Below are 21,901 nucleotides of genomic sequence, written 5' to 3' on the forward strand. Positions count from 1 at the left end.
AGCGACGCGACCGCAGGGAGCGCCCTTGAGGGGCCGGCCCGACACGGAGAGACGATGGGACTGACGGGAAACCCCCAAACCTTCTCTGATCGGGTTCTGCTGGCTCAGGCCCCCCGAAGCCCCCGCCCCGGCCATTCGTGTCGGGCTGTCAGGTTGTGCCAGAAGTCTGGTCCCGGTCAGCATTTCTGACGTACCGTCACATCTACTCACCCGCCCCCACCCCACCCCACCCCACCCCCGCCCCGTCCAGGAGGTCCGCCATGTCCGCCGACCGGCCCGTTGCGCTTGATGAATACCCCATCCACCAGGCCCCCTTGTCGATGAAGCACGTCGTCAGCGGGGACCGCAACGCCTACGACCGGTGCATCTTCCACGTCTTCGACCACGCCGGCCGCGCCGTTCTCATCCTCGGCCTCGGCGTCTATCCCAACGCCGGGGTCATAGACGCCTACGCCACCCTCCGGATCGGTGACGAACTCCTCGCCGTCCGGGCCTCCGACGCCCTCGGCGACGACCGGATGAACCTCTCCGTGGGGCCGCTGTCCATCACCGTCGACGTCCCCCTCAAGCAGCTCACCCTGCGCTGCGCGGCCGATCCGGCCGACCCTGACGGGCTCTCGTACGACGTCACCTGGACCGCCGAGTTCCCCGCCGTCTGGGAGCCCCACCACGTCCAGCGGCGGGGCGACCGCCTCATCCTGGAGGGCCGCCGCTTCGTCCAGGCCGGCCAGGTCACCGGCAGCATCCGGGCCAAGGGCGAGGAGTTCACGCTCACCCCGGGGGAGTGGACGGGGACCCGGGACCGCAGTTGGGGTGTGCGGCCGATCCCGGGGGAGGACGGGGGCCGGGCCGCCGAGGAGTACCGCCCCGAGGGCTTCCACTGGCTCTGGATCCCGGTCCGTTTCGAGGACCGGTTCGTCATGGTCATCGCCCAGGAGGACGCGGACGGCCACCGGACCCTGAACGAGGCCGTGCAGGTCTTCCCCGAAGGCAGCGGCCGCCACGACGTCCAGCTCGGCTGGCCGCACACCGAGATCCGTTACCGCCCCGGCGGCCGGCACCCCGAGAGCGCGGTCGTCCACCTCACCGACCCCTCCCGCAAGCCCCTCGAACTCGGCGTGGAGATCCTGAACTCCTCCCCGCTCGCCGTCGGCGCCGGCTACCCGCCCGCGGCCGACTGGCAGCACGGCACCTGGCAGGGCCGCGGCTGGACCGACCGGCGCGTCTACGACCTGTCCGACCCCGCCGCCCACCCCATGGCCGCCTTCGGCGTCACCGACCACTCGGCCCGCTTCACCCTCGACGGGCAGGTCGGCCACGGCATCTTCGAGCACGGCAGTTTCGGCCGCCACGACCCCAGCGGCTTCGCCGACTACTCCTCCGTCGCCCAGTAGGACCCACCAGGGACAGGGATCAGTAGGACCCACCGGGTACCAGCACGACCCACCAGGGACCAAGCCGCACCTACTACAGCCGCACCCACCACAGACCGTACCCACCAAGGACCACAAGGACCGCAAGCACCACAGGACCACAAGGACCCACCACGACCCACCCAGCACGAAAGGGGCTCATCATGGCCACCGCACCTCGTCCGCGCACCTCCACCCGGGAGCCCGAGGAGCTCGGCCGGCGCCTCGCCGTCTGGCTGGGCGCCGAACTTCCCGGCGCGAAGGTCACCAACGTGTCCGTCCCCGGGTCCAACGGCATGTCCAGCGAGACCCTGCTCTTCGACCTGGAGCACCCCGAAGCCCCGGTCCGTGCCTGCGCGTTGCGCCTCGCCGCCGATCCGGCCGCCTACACCGTCTTCCCGGCCTACGACATGCCGCGCCAGCACCGCGTGATGAGCCTGGTCGCCCAGCACACGGACCTGCCCGTCCCGCGCGTGCTGTGGCTGGAGGAGGACCCGGGCCCGCTCGGGGCGCCGTTCTTCGTGATGGCCCGCGCCGAGGGCCGCGTACCGCCGGACGTCATGCCCTACACCTACGAGGGGAACTGGCTGCACTCCGCCACCGACGCCGAACGCGCCGAACTCCAGGAGGCCAGCATCGCGCTGCTGGCCCGTCTGCACGACCAGTTCCCGGGCAAGGAGGCGGAGTTCCTGCTCCCCGAGGGCGCGGGCACCCCGCTGCGCCGGCACGTGGACGCCCAACGCGCCTACTACTCCTGGGTGGTGGACGGGCTCGCCCCCTCGCCGCTCCTCGAGCGGGCCTTCGCCCGCCTGGAGGAGCTGTGGCCGGCGGACGAGGGCCCGGCCGTCCTCAACTGGGGCGACGCCCGCATCGGCAACGTCATCTACGACGGCTTCACCCCGGTCGCCGTCCTGGACTGGGAGATGGCCGGCTACGCCCCGCGCGAGGTCGACCTCGGCTGGACCGTCTACCTCCACCGCTTCTTCCAGGACCTCACCGTCGGCTTCGGCCAGCCCGGCCTGCCGGACTTCCTGCGCCGCGAGGACCTCGAACGCCGGTACGCCGAACTCACCGGGCACACCCCGCGCGACATGGAGTTCCACACCCTCTACGCGGCCCTGCGGCACGGCATCGTGATGCTGCGCATCGCCTACCGGCAGGCGCACTTCGGGGAGGTGGAGGTCCCGGCGGACCCGGACAGCCTGATCCTGCACCATGCCAGCCTGGCTGCCATGGTGCAGGGCACGTACTGGTAGCGGTGCGGGGTCAGGCGGCCTGCGCGTGCTGCTGCCGCGTCTGCGGCAGCAGCACGGGGCTCATCACACGCACCGGACGCGAGCCCGGTCCGCCGACGTGCGAGAAGGGCTGCGTGCGCCAGTCCAGCCCCTGGGGCAGGGCCAGCAGGACGACGGGGTCGGGCTCCGCGGCCTCCTCCTCGGGCTGGAGGGCGCCCACGGTCGGCAGCGCGTCGGAGGCGGGCCGCCCGGTGCCGGCGCAGACCGTGAGCCCGAAGGGGTTCCACGGGGTCAGGCAGAGCGCGTGCTCCGGCAGGAACTCCTCGTCCGCGACGAGGGCGATCGCCTGGCCGCAGTCGGGGCAGATCGCGTGGTGGATCTCGAAGCCTTCGGCGTCCTCGAGGGTATCGAGATAGTCGTCGTCCTCGGATTCGAGAGGTTCCAGGGGCTCCGGTTCGGTGCGACCGGCGCGCTTGGTGTTCAGCATGGATGTACTCCCCCTTGGGTGGGCCGGGCGGGCAGGTTCTTCGGCCTCGGCCACAGCAAGCACTTCCCGTCGCGCGGCACGAGTAACCACAACAGCCCGCCGTACGCCGGTATACCCTTGTGGCTTTGGTCACATGCCTGCCGCAGATGCCACCAGTGGGTGGACAGCACTGGGCCTGGAGCACCCTTGGGCCTTAGGTTGAGCGGCTATGAGCGCAATGGAGGAGCTGGACCGCCAGATCGTGGATCTGCTCGTGCGGGACGGCCGGATGAGCTACACGGACCTGGGCAAGGCCACCGGCCTGTCCACGTCGGCCGTCCACCAGCGGGTACGCCGTCTGGAACAGCGCGGGGTGATCCGCGGTTACGCGGCCGTCGTCGACCCCGAGGCCGTCGGCCTGCCGCTGACCGCCTTCATCTCGGTCAAACCGTTCGACCCGAGCGCCCCGGACGACATCGCCGACCGGCTGGCGGGCGTCCCCGAGATCGAGGCCTGCCACAGCGTCGCGGGCGACGAGAACTACATCCTCAAGGTGCGCGTGGCCACCCCCCTGGAGCTCGAAGACCTGCTGGGCCGGCTGCGCGCCCTCGCCCACGTCTCGACCCGTACGACCGTGGTCCTGTCCACCCCGTACGAGGCCCGCCCGCCCCGCGTGTAGCCACCCGCGGGGCGCCGACCCCCGCACCCGCGTCCACGCGCGCCTTGCGAACACGCGAAACTGGTCCGCATGACCGAGCGCGCGATCCCCGCCCCCAGCGACCCCACCCGTACCGTCCTCCTGCGCGGGGGAGAGGTCCACAGCCCCGCCGACCCCTTCGCCACCGCGATGGTGGTCGAGCGCGGCCACGTCGCCTGGGTCGGCTCCGAAGGTGCGGCCGACGCCTTCGCGCAAGGGGTGGACGAGGTCGTCGACCTCGGCGGGGCGCTCGTCACGCCCGCCTTCACCGACGCCCATGTCCACACCACCTCGGCCGGTCTCGCGCTGACCGGCCTGGACCTGACCGGGGCGCGCTCCCTGCCCGACGCGCTGGAGCTCGTCCGCGCGTACGCCGCGAGCCGTCCGGCCGACCGGGTGCTCCTCGGACACGGCTGGGACGCCGCCCGCTGGCCCGAGCGCCGCGCCCCGCGCCGCGAGGAGCTGGACCGGGCGGCCGGCGGCCGCCCCCTCTACCTCAGCCGCATCGACGTGCACTCGGCCGTGGTCACCACCGCCCTGCTCGACCTCGTCCCCGGTGTGCGCGCCGACGGCGACGAGCCGCTGACCCGCGACGCCCACCACGCCGTCCGCGCGGCCGCCCTGGCCGCCGTCACCCCCGCCCAGCGCGCCGAGGCCCAGCGGGCCGCCCTCGACCGGGCGGCCTCCCTCGGGATCGGCTCCGTGCACGAGTGCGGCGGGCCCGACATCTCCTCCGCCGAGGACTTCACGGCCCTGCTGGCCCTGGCCGAGGAGCGGCCCGGGCCGCGCGTCTTCGGGTACTGGGCCGACCGGGACCTCGACCGGGCCAAGGAGCTGGGAGCCATCGGGGCGGCCGGTGACCTCTTCGTCGACGGGGCCCTCGGCTCGCACACCGCCTGCCTGCACAGCCCGTACGCGGACGCGGACCACACCGGCACCGGATACCTCGACGCCCGGGCGGTGGGGGAGCACGTGGCGGCCTGCACCGAGGCGGGCCTCCAGGCCGGTTTCCACGCCATCGGCGACGCCGCGATCACCGCAGTCGTGGAGGGCGTCCGGGCGGCGGCCGAGAAGGTGGGCCTGGCCCGGGTCCGCGCGGCCCGCCACCGGGTGGAGCACGCCGAGATGATGACCCCCGCCACCATCGCGGCCTTCGCGGAGTTCGGCCTGACCGCTTCCGTGCAGCCCGCCTTCGACGCCGCCTGGGGCGGCGAGGAGGGCATGTACGCGGACCGGCTGGGCGCCGAACGGGCCCGCACCCTCAACCCGTACGCCGCCATGCTCAAGGCCGGTGTACCGCTGGCCTTCGGCTCGGACGCGCCGGTGACCCCGCTGGACCCCTGGGGCACGGTGCGCGCCGCCGCCTTCCACCGCACGCCCGGGCACCGCGTCTCCGTACGGGCGGCCTTCACGGCCCACACCCGGGGCGGCTGGCGGGCCATCGGCCGTGACGACGCGGGCGTCCTGGTCCCCGGCGCCCCGGCCGACTATGCCGTCTGGCAGACCTCGGAACTGGTGGTCCAGGCGCCCGACGACCGGGTCGCCCGCTGGTCCACCGACCCCCGTTCGGGCACCCCCGGACTGCCCGATCTGAGCCCCGGTGCGGAACTGCCGGTGTGCCTGGCGACGGTGGTCGGTGGGCGGGAGGTATTCGTACGCCCACAGGGGTGATGCGGTCGGCCTCGGTTCGGTACGGGCGGCCGGACCCGGATAGGTTCGGCCGGGTCCACCACAGGACGTCCGTGCCGGACGGATCCGTCTGCTCAGCGCGCCCGCGCCTCGGGGGCGAGGGAAGGTTTCGCCGGGCGGCGGGTGGCACCCCAGGTCGGGGCCCGGCGGTCCAGTAGACAACGGTCAGGGCGGCCCGCAGCCAGTGAGCGCCTGACCGGCCCGAAGGACCGCGGGCCCCGATCGCTGTTCTAAAATCATCCACTGTGACAGGACGTGCAGGACGAACAGGAATACCTAAAGGGGACTCAGTGAGCGACGGCGGACAGCAGAGCTACGGACCGCTCGGTACAGCCTTGGTGATCATTCCGACCTACAACGAGGCGGAGAACATCGGGCTGATCGTCGGCCGTGTCCGCGCGGCAGTGCCCGAGGCCCACATCCTCGTCGCGGACGACAACAGCCCCGACGGCACGGGCAAGCTGGCGGACGAGCTGGCGGCCGGTGACGACCACGTGCACGTACTGCACCGCAAGGGCAAGGAAGGCCTCGGCGCCGCCTACCTGGCGGGCTTCGCCTGGGGCCTGGAGAACGGCTACGGCGTCATCGTGGAGATGGACGCCGACGGATCCCACCAGCCGGAGGAGCTGCCCCGGCTGCTCACCGCGCTGGCCGGAGCGGACCTGGTCCTGGGCTCCCGCTGGGTGCCGGGCGGCCGTGTCGTGAACTGGCCCAAGAGCCGCGAGATCCTCTCGCGCGGCGGGTCCACGTACTCCCGGCTGATGCTGGGCGTCCCGATCCGGGACGTGACCGGCGGCTACCGTGCCTTCCGCCGCGAGACCCTGGAGGGGCTCGGCCTGGACGAGGTGGCCTCCGCGGGCTACTGCTTCCAGGTGGACCTGGCCCGCCGCGCGGTCCAGAAGGGTTTCCGCGTGGTGGAGGTGCCCATCACGTTCGTGGAGCGCGAGTTCGGCGACAGCAAGATGAGCAAGGACATCGTGGTGGAGGCCCTGTGGCGGGTCACCCAGTGGGGCGTCAAGGCCCAGGTCGCCAAGCTGACGGGCAAGGGCTCGGCCAAGGCCTGATCCCCTCGCCGCAGGCCGGGACTCCCCGCAGGGGGTGTCCCGCCGATCGTGCTGGACTCGCGGCGGCCCCTAGGGGGTGTCCGGTACCTCCGGCTGAGGTCGTTCTTACGCCGGTCCAGGCACACTGGATGTCATGACGACCGGCGTTCCCACTTCGACGGCCCCCCGGCGGCGCTCGCCCGCCCGTACGTTCCTTCCCCTCGCGGTCGCCGCCTGGCTGATCCTGGAGATCTGGCTGCTCAGCCTGGTTGCCGGCGAGGCCGGCGGGCTGACCGTCGCCCTGCTGCTCGCGGGCGCGATGGTCCTCGGCGTGGTGGTCATCAAGCGGGCCGGGCGGCGTGCCTTCAAGAACCTGGCGGAAACCTTCCAGCAGGCCCAGCAGGGGCAGCAGCCCACCCCGCAGCAGCCCGGCCAGGGCAATGGCCTGACCATGCTGGCGGGCCTCCTGCTGATCATGCCGGGCCTGCTCTCCGACGTGGCGGGCCTGCTCTGTCTGCTCCCGCCCGTCCGGTCATGGATCGGCCGCCGGGCGGCCCGCTCGCTGGAGCGGAAGATGGCCTCGGCGCCCGCCGGCAGCTTCGGCGACGCCTTCCAGCAGGCCCGTATCCGCTACCCCGACGGCAAGGTCGTCCAGGGTGAGGTCATCCGCGAGGACCGGCCGGAAGGGCCGCAGGGGCCGGACGCCGGCTACCGCCCGCCGCTGGCTCCGTAGCCGGTACGGCGAAACGGCACGGCGAAGAAGCCGTCCGGCGAACACGACGAGAGAAGAGAAACGCCGAGGGGCCCCGCCACACACTGTGTGGCGGGGCCCCTCGGCTTGTGCTGTTCGTCCGGCTGTCAGGCGGACTTGCGGCTGTCCCGCGGATGCACGGCAATGTTCATGGCGCCGGAACGAAGGACCGCAAGCCTCTCGGCAAGCACTTCCTCCAGCTCCTCGCGGGTGCGCCGCTCCATGAGCATGTCCCAGTGCGTTCGCGCAGGCTTGCCCTTCTTCTCTTCGGGCCCATCCCCGTCCACCAGGAGTGCCATGGCGCCGCACGCCTTGCACTCCCACTCCGGCGGAATTTCTGCCTCAACCGAGAACGGCATCTCAAATCGATGTCCGTTCTGGCATGCGTACTCCACCGCCTGGCGCGGGGCCAGATCGATGCCGCGGTCCGTCTCGTAGCTGGTAACCACGAGGCGCGTACCGCGGAGAGCTCGCTCACTCATGAATCGTGCCTCCCGGGCTTGTCGCCCACAGGACAGGTGTCGCTGTCGTCGTCATCCGGTCAACGTCCGGTCGGCGGTATAGATTCCCGCTCCGGGTCGTGCGTCGCCCGTCGTGCCGCCCCTTGTTGTACCCACCAGTGCCCGTTTTGTCACATCTGGCAGCAGATGTCACCCAACGTCCACGCTTCTTGAGCGCGCAGTAACGGTCCGCCTGGCAGGCCAAAGGCGTACACTACCGGCCCTTTGCTTCAACGTCTAAATTCGTTCGGAATTCGTTCGCAGGTCCGGGTCGGGCGCACTCTCCGAGCAGGTTCAGAGCCGCTCGGGTACAGGATTGCCTGCCGCCTCCACCGCGCGCCGCACCGGCACTCGCGCGAGGAGCACGAAACCCAGTGCGAAGAAGACCACCAACGAGATGATCGCGTCCCGGTAACTGCCCGTGACCTGGTACGTCAGGCCGAAGACGAGCGGTCCCACCCAGCTCAGCCCGCGGTCGCTCAGCTCGTAGGCCGAGAAGTACTCGGCCTCCTTGCCCGCCGGGACCAGGTGCGAGAACAGTGAGCGCGACAGCGCCTGGCTGCCGCCCAGCACCAGTCCGATCATCGCGGCGAGCGCGAAGAACCACACCGGGGTCCGGGCGGGCAGGAAGTATCCGACCGCCAGCGTCACTGCCCAGGCCGCCAGCGAGCCCAGGATCGTGCGCTTCGCGCCGTAGATCCGGGCCAGCCGGCCCATCCCCAGCGCGCCCGCCACCGCCAGGACCTGCACCAGCAGCACCGCCCCGATCAGCGTGGACTGTTCCAGCTCCAGCTCCTCCGAGCCGTAGATGGAGGCCTGGGAGATCACCGTCTGCACACCGTCGTTGTAGATCAGGTACGCCAGCAGGAACGACAGGGTCAGCGGGTAGCGCCGCATGTCCTTCAGCGTGGCGACGAGCTGCTTCCAGCCGCTGACGGCCGGCCCCGCCCCCGGCTCGTGGACCACGGCCCGGTCCCGCAGCCTGCGCAGCGGGATCAGCGCGAAGGCCCCCCACCACAGGCCCGCCGAGGCCAGGCAGATCCGTACCGCCTCGCCCTCGGTGAGGCCGAAGGAGTCGTGGGCCGTGTAGAGGACCAGGTTCACCACCAGCATCAGCGAGCCCGCGGTGTAGCCGAAGGCCCAGCCGCGCGAGGAGACCGTGTCCCGCTCGTCGGGCGTGGCGATCTGGGGCAGGTAGGCGTTGTAGAGGACCATCGAGACCGACAGCGCGGCGTTCGCCACGATCAGCAGCAGTCCGCCCAGCAGATAGCGCTCGCCGCCCAGGAAGAACATTCCGGCCGTCGCCGTGGCCCCCGTGTACGCGGCCACCGCCAGCAGCGGCTTCTTGCGCCCGGTCCGGTCCGCGACCGCACCCGCCAGCGGCATGAGCAGCACCGCCAGGATCACCGAGGCCGAGACCGAGTACGCGTAGAAGGAGCCGGCCCGCACCGGGATGCCCAGCGGGTGCACGAAGCCCTCGGCGTCCGCGGCGGCCTTGGCCACCGAGGTCAGGTACGGCCCGAGGAACACCGTGAGCACGCTGGCCGAGTACACGGAGACGGCGAAGTCGTAGAAGTACCAGCCCCGCTGCTCCCGCTTGCGCGCGGCGGTGGCCGCCGCCGTGGCCGTAGCCGTGGCCGGTGGGCCGCCCTCCGCCCCGGGATCCGCGTCGTCTGCCGTCTGCGCACTCATTCGGTGCCCCCCTCGCTGGTCCCCGTACCGCACCGCGCCGCCCGGGCCGGCGGCCGGAGGCGTGTCAGGCCCAGGCGCCGCGCCGGTCCAGCACCGTGCGCAAGATGTCGATCCGGTCGGTCATGATGCCATCGACGCCCAGGTCGAGCAGCGCGTCCATGCGTTGCGGTTCGTTCACGGTCCACACGTGCACCTGCAGACCCCGTGCGTGCGCGGTGCGCACGAACCTGTGGTCGACCACGCGGATGCCCGCCTGGATCTCCGGAACCTGCGCCGCCACCGCCCCGACGCGCAGCGCCGCGGGGATCGCGTACGAGCGCAGCCGCAGGCCGACCACCCCGCGCACGCCGTACGAGGTGGCCAGCCGCGGGCCGGCGATCTGCTGGGCCCGGGCCACCCGGCCCTCCGAGAAGGAACCCACGCAGACCCGGTCCCAGAGCCCGCGCCGGGCGATCAGGTCGAGCAGCGGGTGCAGCGCGGACTCTGCCTTGACGTCGATGTTCCAGCGGGCGTCCGGGAACTCCTCCAGCAGCTCCTCGAAGAGCGGGAGCGGTTCGGTACCGGCCACCCGGGCCTCGCGGACCCGGCTCCACGGCAGTTCGCGGATGCGCCCCCGCCCGTCGGTGACCCGGTCCAGGGTCGCGTCGTGGAAGGCCACCAGCTTGCCGTCGGCCGTGGCGTGCACATCGGTCTCGAAGTAGCGGTAGCCGGCCGCGGCGGCCCGGTGGAAGGCGGCGGCGGTGTTCTCCAGCCCGTCCGCGGCACCGCCCCGGTGCGCGAAGGGGATCGGAGCCGGGTGGTCCAGATACGGGTGGCGAAGGCGTACGTGCGTCACGGCGGCAGTATCCCCCGCGCCGTGCGCCGGGGCATCGCGTGGGTGGGCGGCACGCTGGGCCGATGGCCCCCTGGCGGAAGTGGACTGGGGCGTGACAATCTGTGCGGAAGACCTCAATCCAATCCGGGCCCCCGACGGCACCCGTCAGGGCCAATTCGACGAAGGTGGACCGCACGCAATGGCCGAATGGACCTCGGCGGTCGGTGCCGCGCAGCTCGCCCGCCTCATCGCTTCCCAGCAGGAGCGGCCCGCCGTGCCCGGCGCCCGCAAGGCCCCGGCGTACCGCACCCTCGCCGACGGGATCCGGCTGCTCGTCCTGGAGGGCCGCGTCCCGGTCGCCGCGCGGCTCCCCGCCGAGCGGGAGCTGGCCGTCGCCCTCTCCCTCAGCCGCACCACCGTCGCCGCCGCCTACGAGGCGCTGCGCGGGGAGGGCTTCCTGGAGTCCCGCCGGGGCGCCGGCAGCTGGACCTCCGTGCCGGCCGGGAACCCGCTGCCCGCCCGCGGCCTGGAACCGCTGCCCCCCGAGTCCCTCGGCTCGATGATCGACCTCGGCTGCGCCGCCCTGCCCGCCCCCGAGCCCTGGCTCACCAAGGCCGTCCAGGGCGCGCTGGAGGAACTGGCTCCGTACGCGCACACCCACGGGGACTACCCGGCGGGCCTGCCCGCGCTGCGCCGGATGCTCGCCGACCGCTACACCGAGCAGGGCATCCCCACGATGCCCGAGCAGATCATGGTCACCACCGGTGCGATGGGCGCCATCGACGCCATCTGCAGCCTCTTCGCCGGGCGCGGGGAGCGGATCGCCGTCGAGTCGCCCTCCTACGCCAACATCCTCCAGCTCATGCGCGCCGCCGGGGTCCGCCTGGTTCCCGTCGCCATGGCCGACGGGCTGGCCGGCTGGGACATGGACGTCTGGCGGCAGGTGCTGCGCGACTCGGCCCCCCGTCTCGCCTACGTCGTCGCCGACTTCCACAACCCGACCGGGGCGCTGGCCTCCGAGGAGCAGCGCCGGGCCATGGTGGAGGCCGCCCGTTCGGCCGGGACGGTCCTGGTCGTGGACGAGACCATGGCCGAACTCCAGCTGGATCCGGAGCTGGCCATGCCGCGGCCGGTCTGTTCCTTCGACCCGTCCGGCAGCACGGTGATCACCGTGGGTTCCGCCAGCAAGGCCTTCTGGGCGGGCATGCGGATCGGCTGGGTCCGCGCCGCCCCGGACGTCATCCGGAGCCTGGTCGCCGCGCGGGCCTACGCAGACCTGGGCACCCCGGTGCTCGAACAGCTCGCGGTGAACTGGCTGATGCGGACCGGGGGCTGGCAGGAGGCCGTCGGGATCCGCCGGGAGCAGGCCCGGGAGAACCGGGACGCGCTGGTCGCGGCGGTGCGCCGGGAGCTGCCGGACTGGGAGTTCGAGGTTCCGGGGGGCGGGCTGACCCTGTGGGCCCGTGCGGGCGGGCTCTCCGGTTCCCGGCTGGCCGAGGTGGGGGAGCGGGTGGGCGTACGGGTCCCCTCGGGGCCGAGGTTCGGTGTGGACGGGGCCTTCGAGGGCTATGTCCGGCTGCCCTTCACCGTGGGCGGGCCGGTGGCCGATGAGGCCGCCGCCCGGCTGGCGGCGGCGGCCCGGCTGGTCGGCACGGGTGCGGGGGGCAGCGGGGCGGAACCGCCGCGCACGTTCGTGGCGTGACTCCAGGGGCCGGGGGCGGGACGGGGTGCGGGACGGCACCCCCGTCCCGTCCCCGGCCCCGCCCCAGGGCCATGGCTATGGTGCCTCGGCCGCCACTTCTGGGGTCTCCGAGGCGTCGACGGCTGAGCCTTGCGCCGGCGGCTGCCCCTGGACCGGGGTGACACGGGCCTGGCCGCCTGCGCCACCGCCCCCGCCATGCGCGAGCCGCTCCGGAAGCAGCTCCAGCACGGCCTGGCGGAACCCGGGGTGCGTGGCGTCGTCGTACGGGTCCGGCGTGGCGGGCACCTGGAGCCGGTGCACCGGGCCGGTGCCGAGCCGGGCGTACCCGCGGCCCGGGGGGACCTGGGCGGTCGGCGTGGTGTGCGGCGGCAGCCCGAGCACGTCGGCGATCTGCTGGATCGCGGCCGGCCCGAGGACGACCCGGGCCCGGGTGTGCTGCCAGACGGCGTCGCCGAGCAGTTCCAGGTGGTCGAACTGTTCGGCCACCACCACGGTGATGTGCGCGGCCCGGCCGTGCCGCAGCGGCACCTGGAGCTGGGTGAGCGGGTCGGGGCGGCCGTCGGCGGCCGCGAGGTGGGCGAGCACGCTCGGCCGGTCGAGCAGGATCCACAGCGGGCGGCGGGTGTCGTCGGGCGCCGGGCGGCCCGCCTCGCGGGCGCGGTGGGTGGCGACGAGCCGCCGCTCGGTCTCCTGGGCGGCCCATTCCAGGGTGGACAGTGCCCCGGTCGGCCCGCATTCCACGGCGAGGACGCCGGTGCGGCCGGCCAGGCAGGCGTACTCGCCGCTGCCGCCGCCCTCGACGATCAGTACGTCGCCCCCGTGCCGCAGGGCCTGGAGGGCGATCGAGCGCAGCAGGGTGGACGTGCCGCTGCCGGGCTGGCCGACGGCGAGCAGGTGCGGTTCGGTGGAGCGGGGGCCGGTGCGCCAGAGCACCGGCGGCACGTCGCGGGGCTCGCCTCCGTCCAGGACGGGCAGGGTCCGCTGGACGGTGCCCGCGTCGGTGAAGCCGAGCACGGTCTCGCCGGGCGTGGTCACGAACGGCTGGGCGGCGATGCCCGTCGGCAGCGCCGCCAGCACACTCAGGTCGAGCTGGTTGCCCTCCTCGTCCCAGTCGAAGAGATACTCCCGTCCGCGCCCGGACTTGGCGTGCAGCAAAGTCTCGATCCGGGTCCGTGAGGCGGCCTCGCCGTCGGTGAAGTAGGCCGGGTAGCGGATGCGCAGCCGGGTGACGCGGCCCGCCTCGTCGAACTCGTAGCCGCTGAAGGCCTTGTCCCAGTCCCCGCCGTGGGCGAAGAGCGGATTGGGGTCCTCGGGGATGGAGAAGTACGGCACGAGGGCTTCGTAGAGGGAGCCGAGCCGTTCGGTCTCGGCATCGCTGGGCCCGGTCTTCGCCGGGGTGCGGTCGCGTCCCTGCCAGGCCGCCGCCGCCATGACCGTGATCAGGGCGAGGAGCGGTCCGTAGGGGACGAGCGCGACCACGAGGACGCAGGCGGCTCCCAGGAACAGCGCGGGACCACGCTTGTCCTTGGGGGTCCCGGCCCATTTGCGCCGCCCGGCCGAGGCCAGGATGCGCAGGCCGCGTCCGATGGTGAGGAGCGGATGGAGGACGTCCGTGGCGCTGTCGGCGGCCGTGCGAGCGAGGTCGCGGCCCCGTGCCAGCGACGTGGTGCCGCTGCTGAGGATGCGGGGAAGTGGGCGCCGGGCCACGGGCGTCTCCTGGAGTTGTGGGTGTGACGGGTGCTTCGGGTGTGGCTGGGTGTTCGTGTGCGGGGGCCGGGCTAGAGCTTGATCCCGCCGAGAAGGCTCGCGAGGCTCGCGGTGCTCGCCGTGATGCTGGGGGCGATGGCGGAGCCGGCCAGGAAGAAGCCGAAGAGCGAGCAGACGAACGCGTGCGTCAGCTTCATCCCGTCCTTCTTGAAGAACAGGAAGCAGATGATGCCGAGCAGGACGACACCTGAGATGGACAGGACCATGAGAATTTCTCCTGGTGGGTGGGGACAGTCACCATCAGTTGTTCCAGGCTCACAGGAAGTATCAATGCGACAAAAGGTGCATATGGGTGAATGCAGCCGTTTTTCACTTGACCGGCTCACCCCGGCTGGCGCGTCGGGCGCGAAGGGGGCAAGGGTGATCTTTGCCTCGGCCCGGCCCCGGCATGTCCAGGCCCGGGCGCTACTCTGGCGATTCACCCGTACGGACGCAGTGCCGTGCATCCCCCTGCCCGCCTTCCGGCCCGGGGACGGGTCACCGGGGCGGGACACGCGAGCAGTGAGCGAAAGGCGGTACGAACGATGAGCGAGCACACCGAAGGCACCTCTCCGGAAGGCCCCGACGAGGACGTCATCGAGCTGGCCACCAAGATCTTCGACCTGGCCCGCCAGGGCGAGGCCCAGATGCTCGCCGCGTACCTCGACGCCGGAGTCCCGGCGAACCTCACCAACGACCGCGGCGACACCCTCGTGATGCTGGCCGCCTACCACGGCCACGCCGAGGCCGTCACGGTCCTGCTCGCGCACGGCGCCGAGGCCGACCGCGCCAACGACCGCGGCCAGACCCCGCTCGCCGGAGCCGTCTTCAAGGGCGAGGAGGCCGTCATCCGCGCACTGCTCGCCGGAGGGGCCGATCCGAACGCCGGAACCCCCTCCGCCGTGGACACGGCGCGCATGTTCGCCAAGACCGACCTGCTGGAACTCTTCGGAGCCAAGTAGTCCGCTTTTTGCTGTGATCCGGCCGACCATGGCCGGTAGCAGACCTCACAGTCTGGTCACGGCGGCCGTAAATGTGGTCGCGGTGCACAAACCGCCTGGGTCATCATGGCGTCGGATTCGATTCGCGAACACGGGGGGCGGGCCGGAGCGGGTAGGACACGAAGAGTGTCCCGGCCCGGCCCGGCCACCATGGTCACGAAGAACTGACGAGAGTGAGAAGGCAATGGTCTACATCGAGCGGAACATGACGGCGGACGTCCTCACATGCTGTTACGCGGCCCTGTGAATCCCGATTCCCGGTTGCGTCCCCAGCTTGATTTGAGGCCATTCCCATGTTCGAACCAGTCATAGCGCCAAGCGGCACCCTGCTCGGGCTCCTCCAGCGGGGCCGCGGCGACGGCACGCTGCACGCCCTGGCGGCGCCCCGTGCGGAGGCCCTGGAGGCCCTCGACCGGTGCGTGCTCCGCGACCCGCGTCAGGACTGGCAGGTCGAGAACCGCTCCTTGTACTACGCCCGGCTGTACCTGGACCTCGACGGCCCCCTCGGCGAGATCGAGGCCCACCTCTTCAGCGCCGACGACCTCGTCGACGACCAGGACCACCGGACGGGCCTCGCCCTGTCCGTACTGGGCCACCTGGCCTCGTACGGCCGCGACGACGCGCTGATGCTGCTGCGCCGGTACGCCGCCTCCGGCGCGAACTGGGCCTGGGCCCTCGACGAGCTCGCCCTGCGCGACGACGACGAGGGACTGCGCTCCCTGGCCGCGCCCGTCATCGCCCGCTTCCCCGCCACGGCGGAGGGCGAGGCGCGGCTGGCCGCCGCCGTCCGCGACGCGTACGAACCCCGGCCGTGGTGCCTGTGGGAGGAGTCGCCGGAGTACGGGGAGCGGCTGCGCGCCGCCCGCCAGCAGGGGTCCTTCGACCGCTGGCAGCGCCAGCTGACCCCGAACGGCCCCCGGCCCGGCTGGGGCGTCCAGGCCGTCTTCGACTGGGCCGCCGACGGACTGCGCCGCGGCACACCGCTGCACGTGCCCGCCGCACGCTGCCTCGCCGCCGTGGCCGCACCCGAGGACCGCTCCGCCATCCTCGCGGCCGCCGCCGGAGCCTCCGGCGAGGCCGCCCGCGCCACCGCGCTGCACCACCTGGTCCTGGCCGAACCGGAGAACCCGGCAGTACTGGACCTCATCGAAGCCGCCGCCGACGAGCCCGCCGTGGCCGCCTACGAGCGCATGTGCGGCCCCGCCGCCGTCGACCGGGCCCGGCGCTGGATCCACCGCCCCGACGCGCTCGGCGCGGCGGCCGCCGCCACCCTGGCCTCCCGGGGCGGGCCCGAGGACGCGGCCCTCGTACTCGGCGCCCTGCGCTCCACGGTCCGCGGCGCCGGCCCGGACACCCGGCAGCTGTTCGCCCTCGTCGACGGAGCGGGCCGGCTCGCCATCGGCTGCGCCGCCCCCGTGCTGCGGCACATCTACCGCGAGACGGCCTCGTCCCACCTGCGCGGCAGAGCGGCCCGCGCCCTCGCCAGCACTGACCCCACCTTCGCGGCGGGCTTCGCCGTCGAATGCCTCTGGGACTGCGAGGAGACCACCCGCGAGGTGGCCGCCCGCCACGCCGAAACCGCCGACGCGCGGGTGGCGCCCCGGCTGCGCCGCCTGGCCGCCGATCCGGCGGAGGAGGAGGACGTCCAGTCGGCCGTCCGCAGCCGGATCGCACCGGAGTCCGCCGTGTAGCCCCACCGGCACCACTCGGCCCGGCCCCCTGACAAGAGGGGGCCGGGCCGAGTGGTGTCGCGGCGTGCGGCCGCGGAGCGCGATCAGGGCGACATGGTGGGCGGTACGCCGGTGGGCGGGGTTACGCCGGGGGGCAGGGTGGGGGGCCCCAACCGCTGAGCCTCCAGGGCGGCCTCCGTCAGGTCGTTTGCGCAGTACGGGGCGTACTCGGTCGGCAGGACTCGGAAGCCGAGTCCCTGCTTCCCAGCCCACAACGGGGCGTAGTACGTCCACGCGAGCGCGAGTGTGTGTCCTGGGGGGACCGCCTTCGGGTTGACCTTGAGGGTGCGTCCGTCATCGCCGAACGACAGACCGGCCCCGGGATCTGCGCGCGGGTTGCCGCCGGCCCACAGCCCAGCCGACCCGCACTCGCGTTCCGGCACCGGCTGGAGCGCGACGGCCTCGACCCCCAGTTCCTTCAGCCGGTCGGCCAGAGCCGGGACCTGCTCCTGCCGGGGCGGATCGAACCGCAGCGACCCGTCCCGCTCCTTCGTGATCCTGGGCGCGTCCGTGGCCGAGGGGCTCGGCGTGCCGGCGGGCAGGGAGCCGGTGCGGACGCTGCCCGTAAGGGTCATGACGGCGACCACGGTGGCCGTGGCGACGCCCACCGCGAGCGGAATGCCGTACCGCCGGGCGAAGGACCGGGCGGGGGGCGCGGGCACCGCCTCCGGGAGACGGGCCAGGAGCGCGGCCTTCAGCCGCTCCTCGAAGCCACTGGGCCTGCTGCTCATCGGGCTGCCTCCATCTGGACTGCGGTCATGGAGCGCGGGGCACCCAGGGCGCGCCGGGCCCGGTGCAGGCGGACGCGGACCGTCGCCTGGGTGACGCCGAGGGCCTGCGCGGCTTCGGCCGGGGTGAGCTGGTCGAGCACGACCAGGTCGAGGGCGGCGCGCAGCGGCTCGGACAGGGCGGCGTGGCGCTCCGCCAGCTCCCTGAACGCGCGCTGGGCGTCGATCCGCTCCTCCAGCGCCGCCACGTCCTGGTCGTCGAGCAGGCGCCGCCCGCTCAGCCGCGCCAGCGCCCCGCTCTCGCGGGCCAGCCCGCGGGCGTGGCCCGACAGGACGTTGCGGGCTATTCCGAACAGCCAGGCGACCGGCGCTCCCCTGTCGGGCCGGTAGCCGCGGGCCGATCCCATCGCGGCGAGGAAGATGTCGGCCGTCAGGTCCGCCGCCAGGTGCGGGTCGGCGACCCGCCGGGTGACGAAGCCGAGTACGGCGTCGATGTGTTCCTCGTAGAACGCCCCGAACCCCTCGGGCGTGGTGAGATCCGGCGGTCCGGTCTCGTGTCGTGGGCTGGGCACCCGGTTCCTCCCCTGCGCGGGGGGCCCGGTCGGCCCCCTCATCCCGTACTTGGCCGAAGCCCCCTCGAACGTTTCACCGGGCTGCCACGAACCTCACCGGAACACCCGGGCGGGCCTGCGCCGCCGCGTCCAGGGCCGCCGCGGCGACCACGCCCACCACCGGGTAGCCGCCCGTCACCGGGTGGTCGGCGAGGAACACCACCGGCAGCCCGTCCGGCGGCACCTGGACCGCGCCCAGGACCATGCCCTCGCTCGGCAGTTCGCCCGGCCGGCTCCGGACCAGCGCGGTGCCCGCCTCCGTGCGCAGGCCGATGCGGTTGGACATCGCCGAGACCCGGAACTCCGAACGCCACAGCCCGGCGAGCGAAGCCGGCGTGAACCAGTCCGCCCGCGGCCCGAGCCGGATCGGCAGCACCAGCTCCCGCGGAGCCCCCGGCACCCGCAGCTCGTCCGCCCCGCGTACGGGATCCGGCCCCGGCCGCCCCACCGGCAACACCGTCCCGCCCGCCACGACAGCCGGGCCCAGCCCCGACAGCAGGTCCGTCGAGCGACTGCCCAGCACCGGCGGGACGGCCAGCCCGCCCCGCACCGCGACGTAGCCGCGCAGCCCCGACTCCGCCCGGCCGACCTCCAGCTCCGCCCCGGCCCGCAGCCGGACCGGAGCTCCCCAGGGCGCGGGCCGCCCGTCCACCCGTACCGCGCAGGGCGCGCCCGTGACCGCCACCGTCACCGCCGCCAGTGCCCGGAGCCCCACCCCGTCCAGGGTCGTCTCCAGCGCCGCCGCGTCCGGCGGATTGCCCAGCAGCCGGTTGGCCAGCGCGTACGCCCCCGTGTCCAGCGCCCCCGAGCGGGGCACGCCCAGGTGCGCGTGGCCCGGCCGGCCCAGGTCCTGCACCGTGGTCAGCGCGCCCGGCCGGACCACCAGCAGCTCACTCATGGCCCTCCTCCGTGAACCGCACCCGTACCCCCGGCGCGAACAGCGCGGCCGGTTCCCGTGCCGGGTCCCAGAGCACCGCCCGGGTGGACCCGATCAGCTGCCAGCCGCCGGGGGAGGAGCGCGGGTACACGCCCGCGTACTCGCCCGCCAGCGCCAGCGAGCCCGCCGGAACGGCCGGCCGGGGCGTGTCCCGCCGCGGCAGGTGGAGGTGTTCCGGCAGGCCCGTCAGATAGCCGAAGCCGGGCGCGAACCCGCAGAAGGCCACCCGGAAGACGATGCCGCCGACGATGCCCGCGACCTCGGGGGCCGGCACCCCCCACAGCCCCGCCACCTCCGCCAGGTCCGGCCCGTCGTACCGCACCGGCACCGTCACCAGCGGCCCCTCCGTCTCCGCGAGCGGCGGCACCTCCCAGCCCGCGATCCGGGCCGCCAGCGCCTCCGGATCCCGTACGCCGTCCAGCAGTACGGTCCGCGCCGCGGGCACCACGTCCCGTACGCCGCCCAGTTCGCCCGCGTCCCGCCGGCGCAGCACCTCGGCGTGCAGCGCCGCCACGTCCGCGGCCGACCCCAGCTCGATCAGCAGCCCTTCCGCCCCCGCGGGCAGCGCGCGCATCCGCAGGCTCACGCGAACGCCTCCACCCGGACCCCGGCCGCCTCCAGTGCCCCGCGCACCCGCAGCGCGAGCTCCGCGGCCCCCGGGGTGTCCCCGTGCAGGCACAGGGAACGCGCGGCCACGGGCACCAGTGACCCGTCGGAGGCCGTCACCACGCCTTCGGCGGCCATCCGTACGGCCCGCTCGACGACGGCGTCCGGATCGTGCAGCACCGCACCCGGCTCGCCGCGCGGCACCAGCGTCCCGCCCGGCGTGTACGCCCGGTCGGCGAAGGCCTCGGGTACGGGCGTCAGCCCGGCCTCGGCTGTGGCCGCGAGCAGCAGCGACCCCGGCAGGCCCAGGACCGGCAGGCCGGCCGCCCCGGCGGCCAGGCGCACGCCCGCGACCACGGCCGAGGCCTGGCCCGCGTCGTGCACGGTGCGGTTGTAGAGCGCGCCGTGCGGTTTCACGTACGACACCCGGGAGCCGGCCGCCCGCGCGAAGACCTCCAACGCCCCGATCTGGTAGGCCACCTCGTCCGCCAGCTCGCCCGCCGGCACGTCCATCGCGCGCCGCCCGAAGCCCGCGAGGTCCCGGTAGGAGACCTGCGCGCCGATCCGCACCCCCCGCTCGGCGGCCAGTTCGCAGACCCGGCGCATGATGGACGGGTCCCCGGCGTGGAAGCCGCAGGCCACGTTGGCGCTCGTGACGACGGACAGCAGCGCCTCGTCGTCGGTCAGCGTCCAGCGGCCGAACCCCTCGCCGAGGTCGGCGTTCAGGTCGGTCGGGACGGCGGGCCCGGGACCGGCCGCGGGTGTGATCATGGAAGCCATGCGGCGAGCGTAGAACAGCGCGCGCACCGTCTCCCTAGAGGCCGGGACGATCCGGCCGAACCGTGCCGTTTGGGTTGTTGTCAGGGTCAGCGCCTAGTCTTTGTCCGTGACTCTCCCCGCCCCGGCGAAGACCCTTCCGTCCCCGGCGCCGGGCCCGGCCGCCGACGAGGGCCTGGCCCGGCGGCTGCGCGCCCTCGCCTGCACCGCCCCGCTGCACGACCTCGACGTACGCAAGGCCAATCTGGCGGGCGAGTACGGGGTCTACGCGATGGCGGAGGTCGCGCTGGCCGCGATCGACCTGGTCACCCTCAACATGGACTTCGACACCGGCGCGGACCACGAGCAGATAGTGGCCAGGCTGCTGCCGCGCGTCGCCGCCCAGGCACCGTCCCGCCCGGCGGCCGAGCACGAGCGGGTGGCCCGCTGGGTGCTGGAGAACCTGATCAACGTCGGCAGCGTGGACCGCGGCTTCCGCGCGATCTACGGCACCTTCGGCCCCGACGGCACGTACGTCCGCCGCGACTACGACTTCAAGCTGATCGAAGAGGTGCCGGGCCACGGCGGCGCGGTCTACCTGCGCACCACCGACGAGGCCGTCAACGTCCTCGTAGGCGCCCTCGACACCGACGTCACCAGCGCGCAGATCGCCGCCGAGGTCAAACTCGAAGTGCTGATCAGCCGCGGCCGGCTCGCCGATGCCCAGCTCGCCGCGGAGCAGGCCCGCTACCGGACCGTCCAGTACGCCGAGACCCTGCGCCGCACCCTGGACGCGACCCGGCGCAACGTCCGGGCGGTGGACTGGCTCCAGGCCGTCCCCGACATGATCGCGGAAGCCCTCGACCACGTCGCCGACCGCTACCGCCACGAGAACGCGATCCTCACCAACATCCGCAAGGCGCGCGACGAGGCGGAGGAGCCCGACAACAAGCGGCGCGCCGCCGAACTCGTCGACATCGTCAAGGACTGCATCCGCCGCCACACCCAGCTCCAGTCCCGGCTGCTCGACGCCGGCCCGCTCTTCCGCGCCGAACAGGACCGCCAGGCCTTCGCGGCCCCCGCGCCGCGCTCCGGCATCGACCTGTACGGGCAGCTCGTCGCCCCGCTCCTGCCGCTGCCCCTCGCGCAGGCCCGCCGGGTCACCGACGCCTTCTTCGCCTCCGGCGCCGGACTGCGCACCCCCGTCTCCGTCCGGGTCGCCGACCTCGTCGAGATCCTGCTGACCCCGCCCGTGGAGCGGGAGCACCTCGGCGCGGAGATGCCGGAGCCGGACCTGATCGCCACCCCGGACGACAGCCGCTTCAGCGAGGAGCAGCTCGCCGTCGCGACGGAGCTGCTGAACCTTCCGCACGACGCGCCGCGCCGCCTGTCCGGCCTCCTCGCCGAAGCCCGCCGCACGGACCCCGAGCTGCCGTACCTGGTGGCGCTGCTCGCCGTCCACGCGGCGAGCCCGGCCGTGGGGACGGCGTACCGCCAGGGCGAGGAGCGGCTGCTCTTCGCCGTGGACGACGGCACCGCCCTCGACGACCCCGAATTCGGCGGGGCCGACCTGATCGTCGGCACGGCTCTCCTGGACGCCGCGGGCATGGCCGCCGACCGTGCGGAGGCGTCGTGAACGCCGTTGCCCTGGCCGGGCCGGGGACGGTTTCCCTGGCTGCCTGGCAGTGCGCGCACGCGGGTGCGCTGCCGCCCGTTTCAGCCTCGCCGGCGTTTGAGGCGCGGGTGCGGGCGGAGCCCGGTGCCAGGCGGAGCCGGGTTTCCTGG

The 21,901-nt window shown here is 73.5% G+C and carries 21 protein-coding genes; 10 read left to right on the plus strand and 11 right to left on the minus strand.

Translation table 11 applies throughout. The annotated features are described in order from the left end of the window. Positions 1-260 precede the first annotated feature (260 nt). The gene (locus AB0D94_RS35390) at positions 261-1,394 is read left to right on the plus strand and encodes a hypothetical protein (protein ID WP_362061174.1); all 1,134 of its coding nucleotides are present in this window, start codon (positions 261-263) and stop codon (positions 1,392-1,394) included. Between the two features lie 182 nt (positions 1,395-1,576). Continuing rightward, a complete protein-coding gene (locus AB0D94_RS35395; RefSeq protein ID WP_362061177.1) occupies positions 1,577-2,668 on the plus strand; it encodes a phosphotransferase family protein in 1,092 nt (363 codons plus the stop codon). 10 nt (positions 2,669-2,678) lie between these two features. On the opposite strand, the gene AB0D94_RS35400 is transcribed toward AB0D94_RS35395, so the two are convergent. Then, positions 2,679-3,134: a hypothetical protein gene (locus tag AB0D94_RS35400; protein WP_362061179.1), complete on the minus strand. Its 456-nt coding sequence runs from the start codon at positions 3,132-3,134 to the stop codon at positions 2,679-2,681. Positions 3,135-3,351: 217 nt separating this feature from the next. On the opposite strand from AB0D94_RS35400, the gene AB0D94_RS35405 reads away from it, so the two are divergent. From AB0D94_RS35405 to fxsA, 4 genes are all read left to right on the plus strand, one after another. Continuing rightward, complete coding sequence (locus AB0D94_RS35405) at positions 3,352-3,792, plus strand: Lrp/AsnC family transcriptional regulator (RefSeq protein WP_030011705.1); 441 nt, start codon at positions 3,352-3,354, stop codon at positions 3,790-3,792. 69 nt (positions 3,793-3,861) lie between these two features. Then, the gene (locus AB0D94_RS35410) at positions 3,862-5,481 is read left to right on the plus strand and encodes an amidohydrolase (RefSeq protein ID WP_362061182.1); all 1,620 of its coding nucleotides are present in this window, start codon (positions 3,862-3,864) and stop codon (positions 5,479-5,481) included. Positions 5,482-5,789: 308 nt separating this feature from the next. Beyond that, positions 5,790-6,563 (plus strand): polyprenol monophosphomannose synthase, encoded by a 774-nt coding sequence (locus tag AB0D94_RS35415; RefSeq protein WP_362061185.1) that lies wholly within the window; start codon positions 5,790-5,792, stop codon positions 6,561-6,563. Positions 6,564-6,696: 133 nt separating this feature from the next. Beyond that, complete coding sequence (gene fxsA / locus AB0D94_RS35420; protein ID WP_362061188.1) at positions 6,697-7,275, plus strand: FxsA family membrane protein; 579 nt, start codon at positions 6,697-6,699, stop codon at positions 7,273-7,275. Positions 7,276-7,400: 125 nt separating this feature from the next. On the opposite strand, the gene AB0D94_RS35425 is transcribed toward fxsA, so the two are convergent. The 3 genes from AB0D94_RS35425 to AB0D94_RS35435 all read right to left on the minus strand — a co-directional run bounded on the left by AB0D94_RS35425 (position 7,401) and on the right by AB0D94_RS35435 (position 10,320). After that, the gene (locus AB0D94_RS35425; RefSeq protein WP_007262928.1) at positions 7,401-7,775 is read right to left on the minus strand and encodes an RNA polymerase-binding protein RbpA; all 375 of its coding nucleotides are present in this window, start codon (positions 7,773-7,775) and stop codon (positions 7,401-7,403) included. A gap of 312 nt (positions 7,776-8,087) precedes the next feature. Further along, entirely contained in the window at positions 8,088-9,485 is a 1,398-nt protein-coding gene (locus AB0D94_RS35430; protein WP_362061191.1) for an MFS transporter, read from the minus strand. Between the two features lie 64 nt (positions 9,486-9,549). After that, entirely contained in the window at positions 9,550-10,320 is a 771-nt protein-coding gene (locus AB0D94_RS35435; protein ID WP_362061194.1) for a glycerophosphodiester phosphodiesterase family protein, read from the minus strand. Between the two features lie 178 nt (positions 10,321-10,498). Here AB0D94_RS35435 and AB0D94_RS35440 point away from each other — a divergent pair, with 178 nt between their 5' ends. Further along, a complete protein-coding gene (locus AB0D94_RS35440) occupies positions 10,499-12,001 on the plus strand; it encodes a PLP-dependent aminotransferase family protein (protein ID WP_362061197.1) in 1,503 nt (500 codons plus the stop codon). A 75-nt stretch (positions 12,002-12,076) separates the two neighbouring features. Here the strand turns inward: AB0D94_RS35440 and AB0D94_RS35445 are convergent, their stop codons facing one another. Continuing rightward, positions 12,077-13,708: an ATP-binding protein gene (locus AB0D94_RS35445; protein WP_362061200.1), complete on the minus strand. Its 1,632-nt coding sequence runs from the start codon at positions 13,706-13,708 to the stop codon at positions 12,077-12,079. A 71-nt stretch (positions 13,709-13,779) separates the two neighbouring features. Beyond that, positions 13,780-13,974, minus strand: a complete 195-nt coding sequence (locus AB0D94_RS35450; RefSeq protein ID WP_030031218.1) for a hypothetical protein — start codon at positions 13,972-13,974, stop codon at positions 13,780-13,782. A gap of 318 nt (positions 13,975-14,292) precedes the next feature. Here AB0D94_RS35450 and AB0D94_RS35455 point away from each other — a divergent pair, with 318 nt between their 5' ends. Next, complete coding sequence (locus AB0D94_RS35455; RefSeq protein WP_362061205.1) at positions 14,293-14,709, plus strand: ankyrin repeat domain-containing protein; 417 nt, start codon at positions 14,293-14,295, stop codon at positions 14,707-14,709. Positions 14,710-15,041: 332 nt separating this feature from the next. Continuing rightward, entirely contained in the window at positions 15,042-16,439 is a 1,398-nt protein-coding gene (locus AB0D94_RS35460) for a HEAT repeat domain-containing protein (protein WP_362061208.1), read from the plus strand. Positions 16,440-16,522: 83 nt separating this feature from the next. Here AB0D94_RS35460 and AB0D94_RS35465 read toward each other — a convergent pair whose 3' ends face one another. The 5 genes from AB0D94_RS35465 to AB0D94_RS35485 form a co-directional block, all read right to left on the minus strand. Next, positions 16,523-17,209 (minus strand): hypothetical protein, encoded by a 687-nt coding sequence (locus AB0D94_RS35465; protein WP_362061211.1) that lies wholly within the window; start codon positions 17,207-17,209, stop codon positions 16,523-16,525. Beyond that, on the minus strand, positions 17,206-17,778 hold the full coding sequence (locus tag AB0D94_RS35470; protein WP_362061214.1) for a sigma-70 family RNA polymerase sigma factor: 573 nt from the start codon (positions 17,776-17,778) through the stop codon (positions 17,206-17,208). The genes AB0D94_RS35465 and AB0D94_RS35470 overlap by 4 nt, the downstream gene beginning before the upstream one ends. Before the next feature lie 73 nt (positions 17,779-17,851). Continuing rightward, positions 17,852-18,715, minus strand: a complete 864-nt coding sequence (locus AB0D94_RS35475) for a biotin-dependent carboxyltransferase family protein (protein WP_362061217.1) — start codon at positions 18,713-18,715, stop codon at positions 17,852-17,854. After that, a complete protein-coding gene (locus tag AB0D94_RS35480) occupies positions 18,708-19,328 on the minus strand; it encodes an allophanate hydrolase subunit 1 (protein ID WP_362061224.1) in 621 nt (206 codons plus the stop codon). Before AB0D94_RS35480 ends, AB0D94_RS35475 begins: the two co-directional genes overlap by 8 nt. Positions 19,329-19,336: 8 nt before the next feature. Beyond that, positions 19,337-20,131 (minus strand): 5-oxoprolinase subunit PxpA, encoded by a 795-nt coding sequence (locus AB0D94_RS35485; RefSeq protein WP_362061227.1) that lies wholly within the window; start codon positions 20,129-20,131, stop codon positions 19,337-19,339. A gap of 115 nt (positions 20,132-20,246) precedes the next feature. On the opposite strand from AB0D94_RS35485, the gene AB0D94_RS35490 reads away from it, so the two are divergent. After that, positions 20,247-21,752: a hypothetical protein gene (locus AB0D94_RS35490; RefSeq protein ID WP_362061220.1), complete on the plus strand. Its 1,506-nt coding sequence runs from the start codon at positions 20,247-20,249 to the stop codon at positions 21,750-21,752. Positions 21,753-21,901 lie beyond the last annotated feature (149 nt).

Source organism: Streptomyces sp. NPDC048255 (genome assembly GCF_040652415.1).
Classification (GTDB): domain Bacteria; phylum Actinomycetota; class Actinomycetes; order Streptomycetales; family Streptomycetaceae; genus Streptomyces.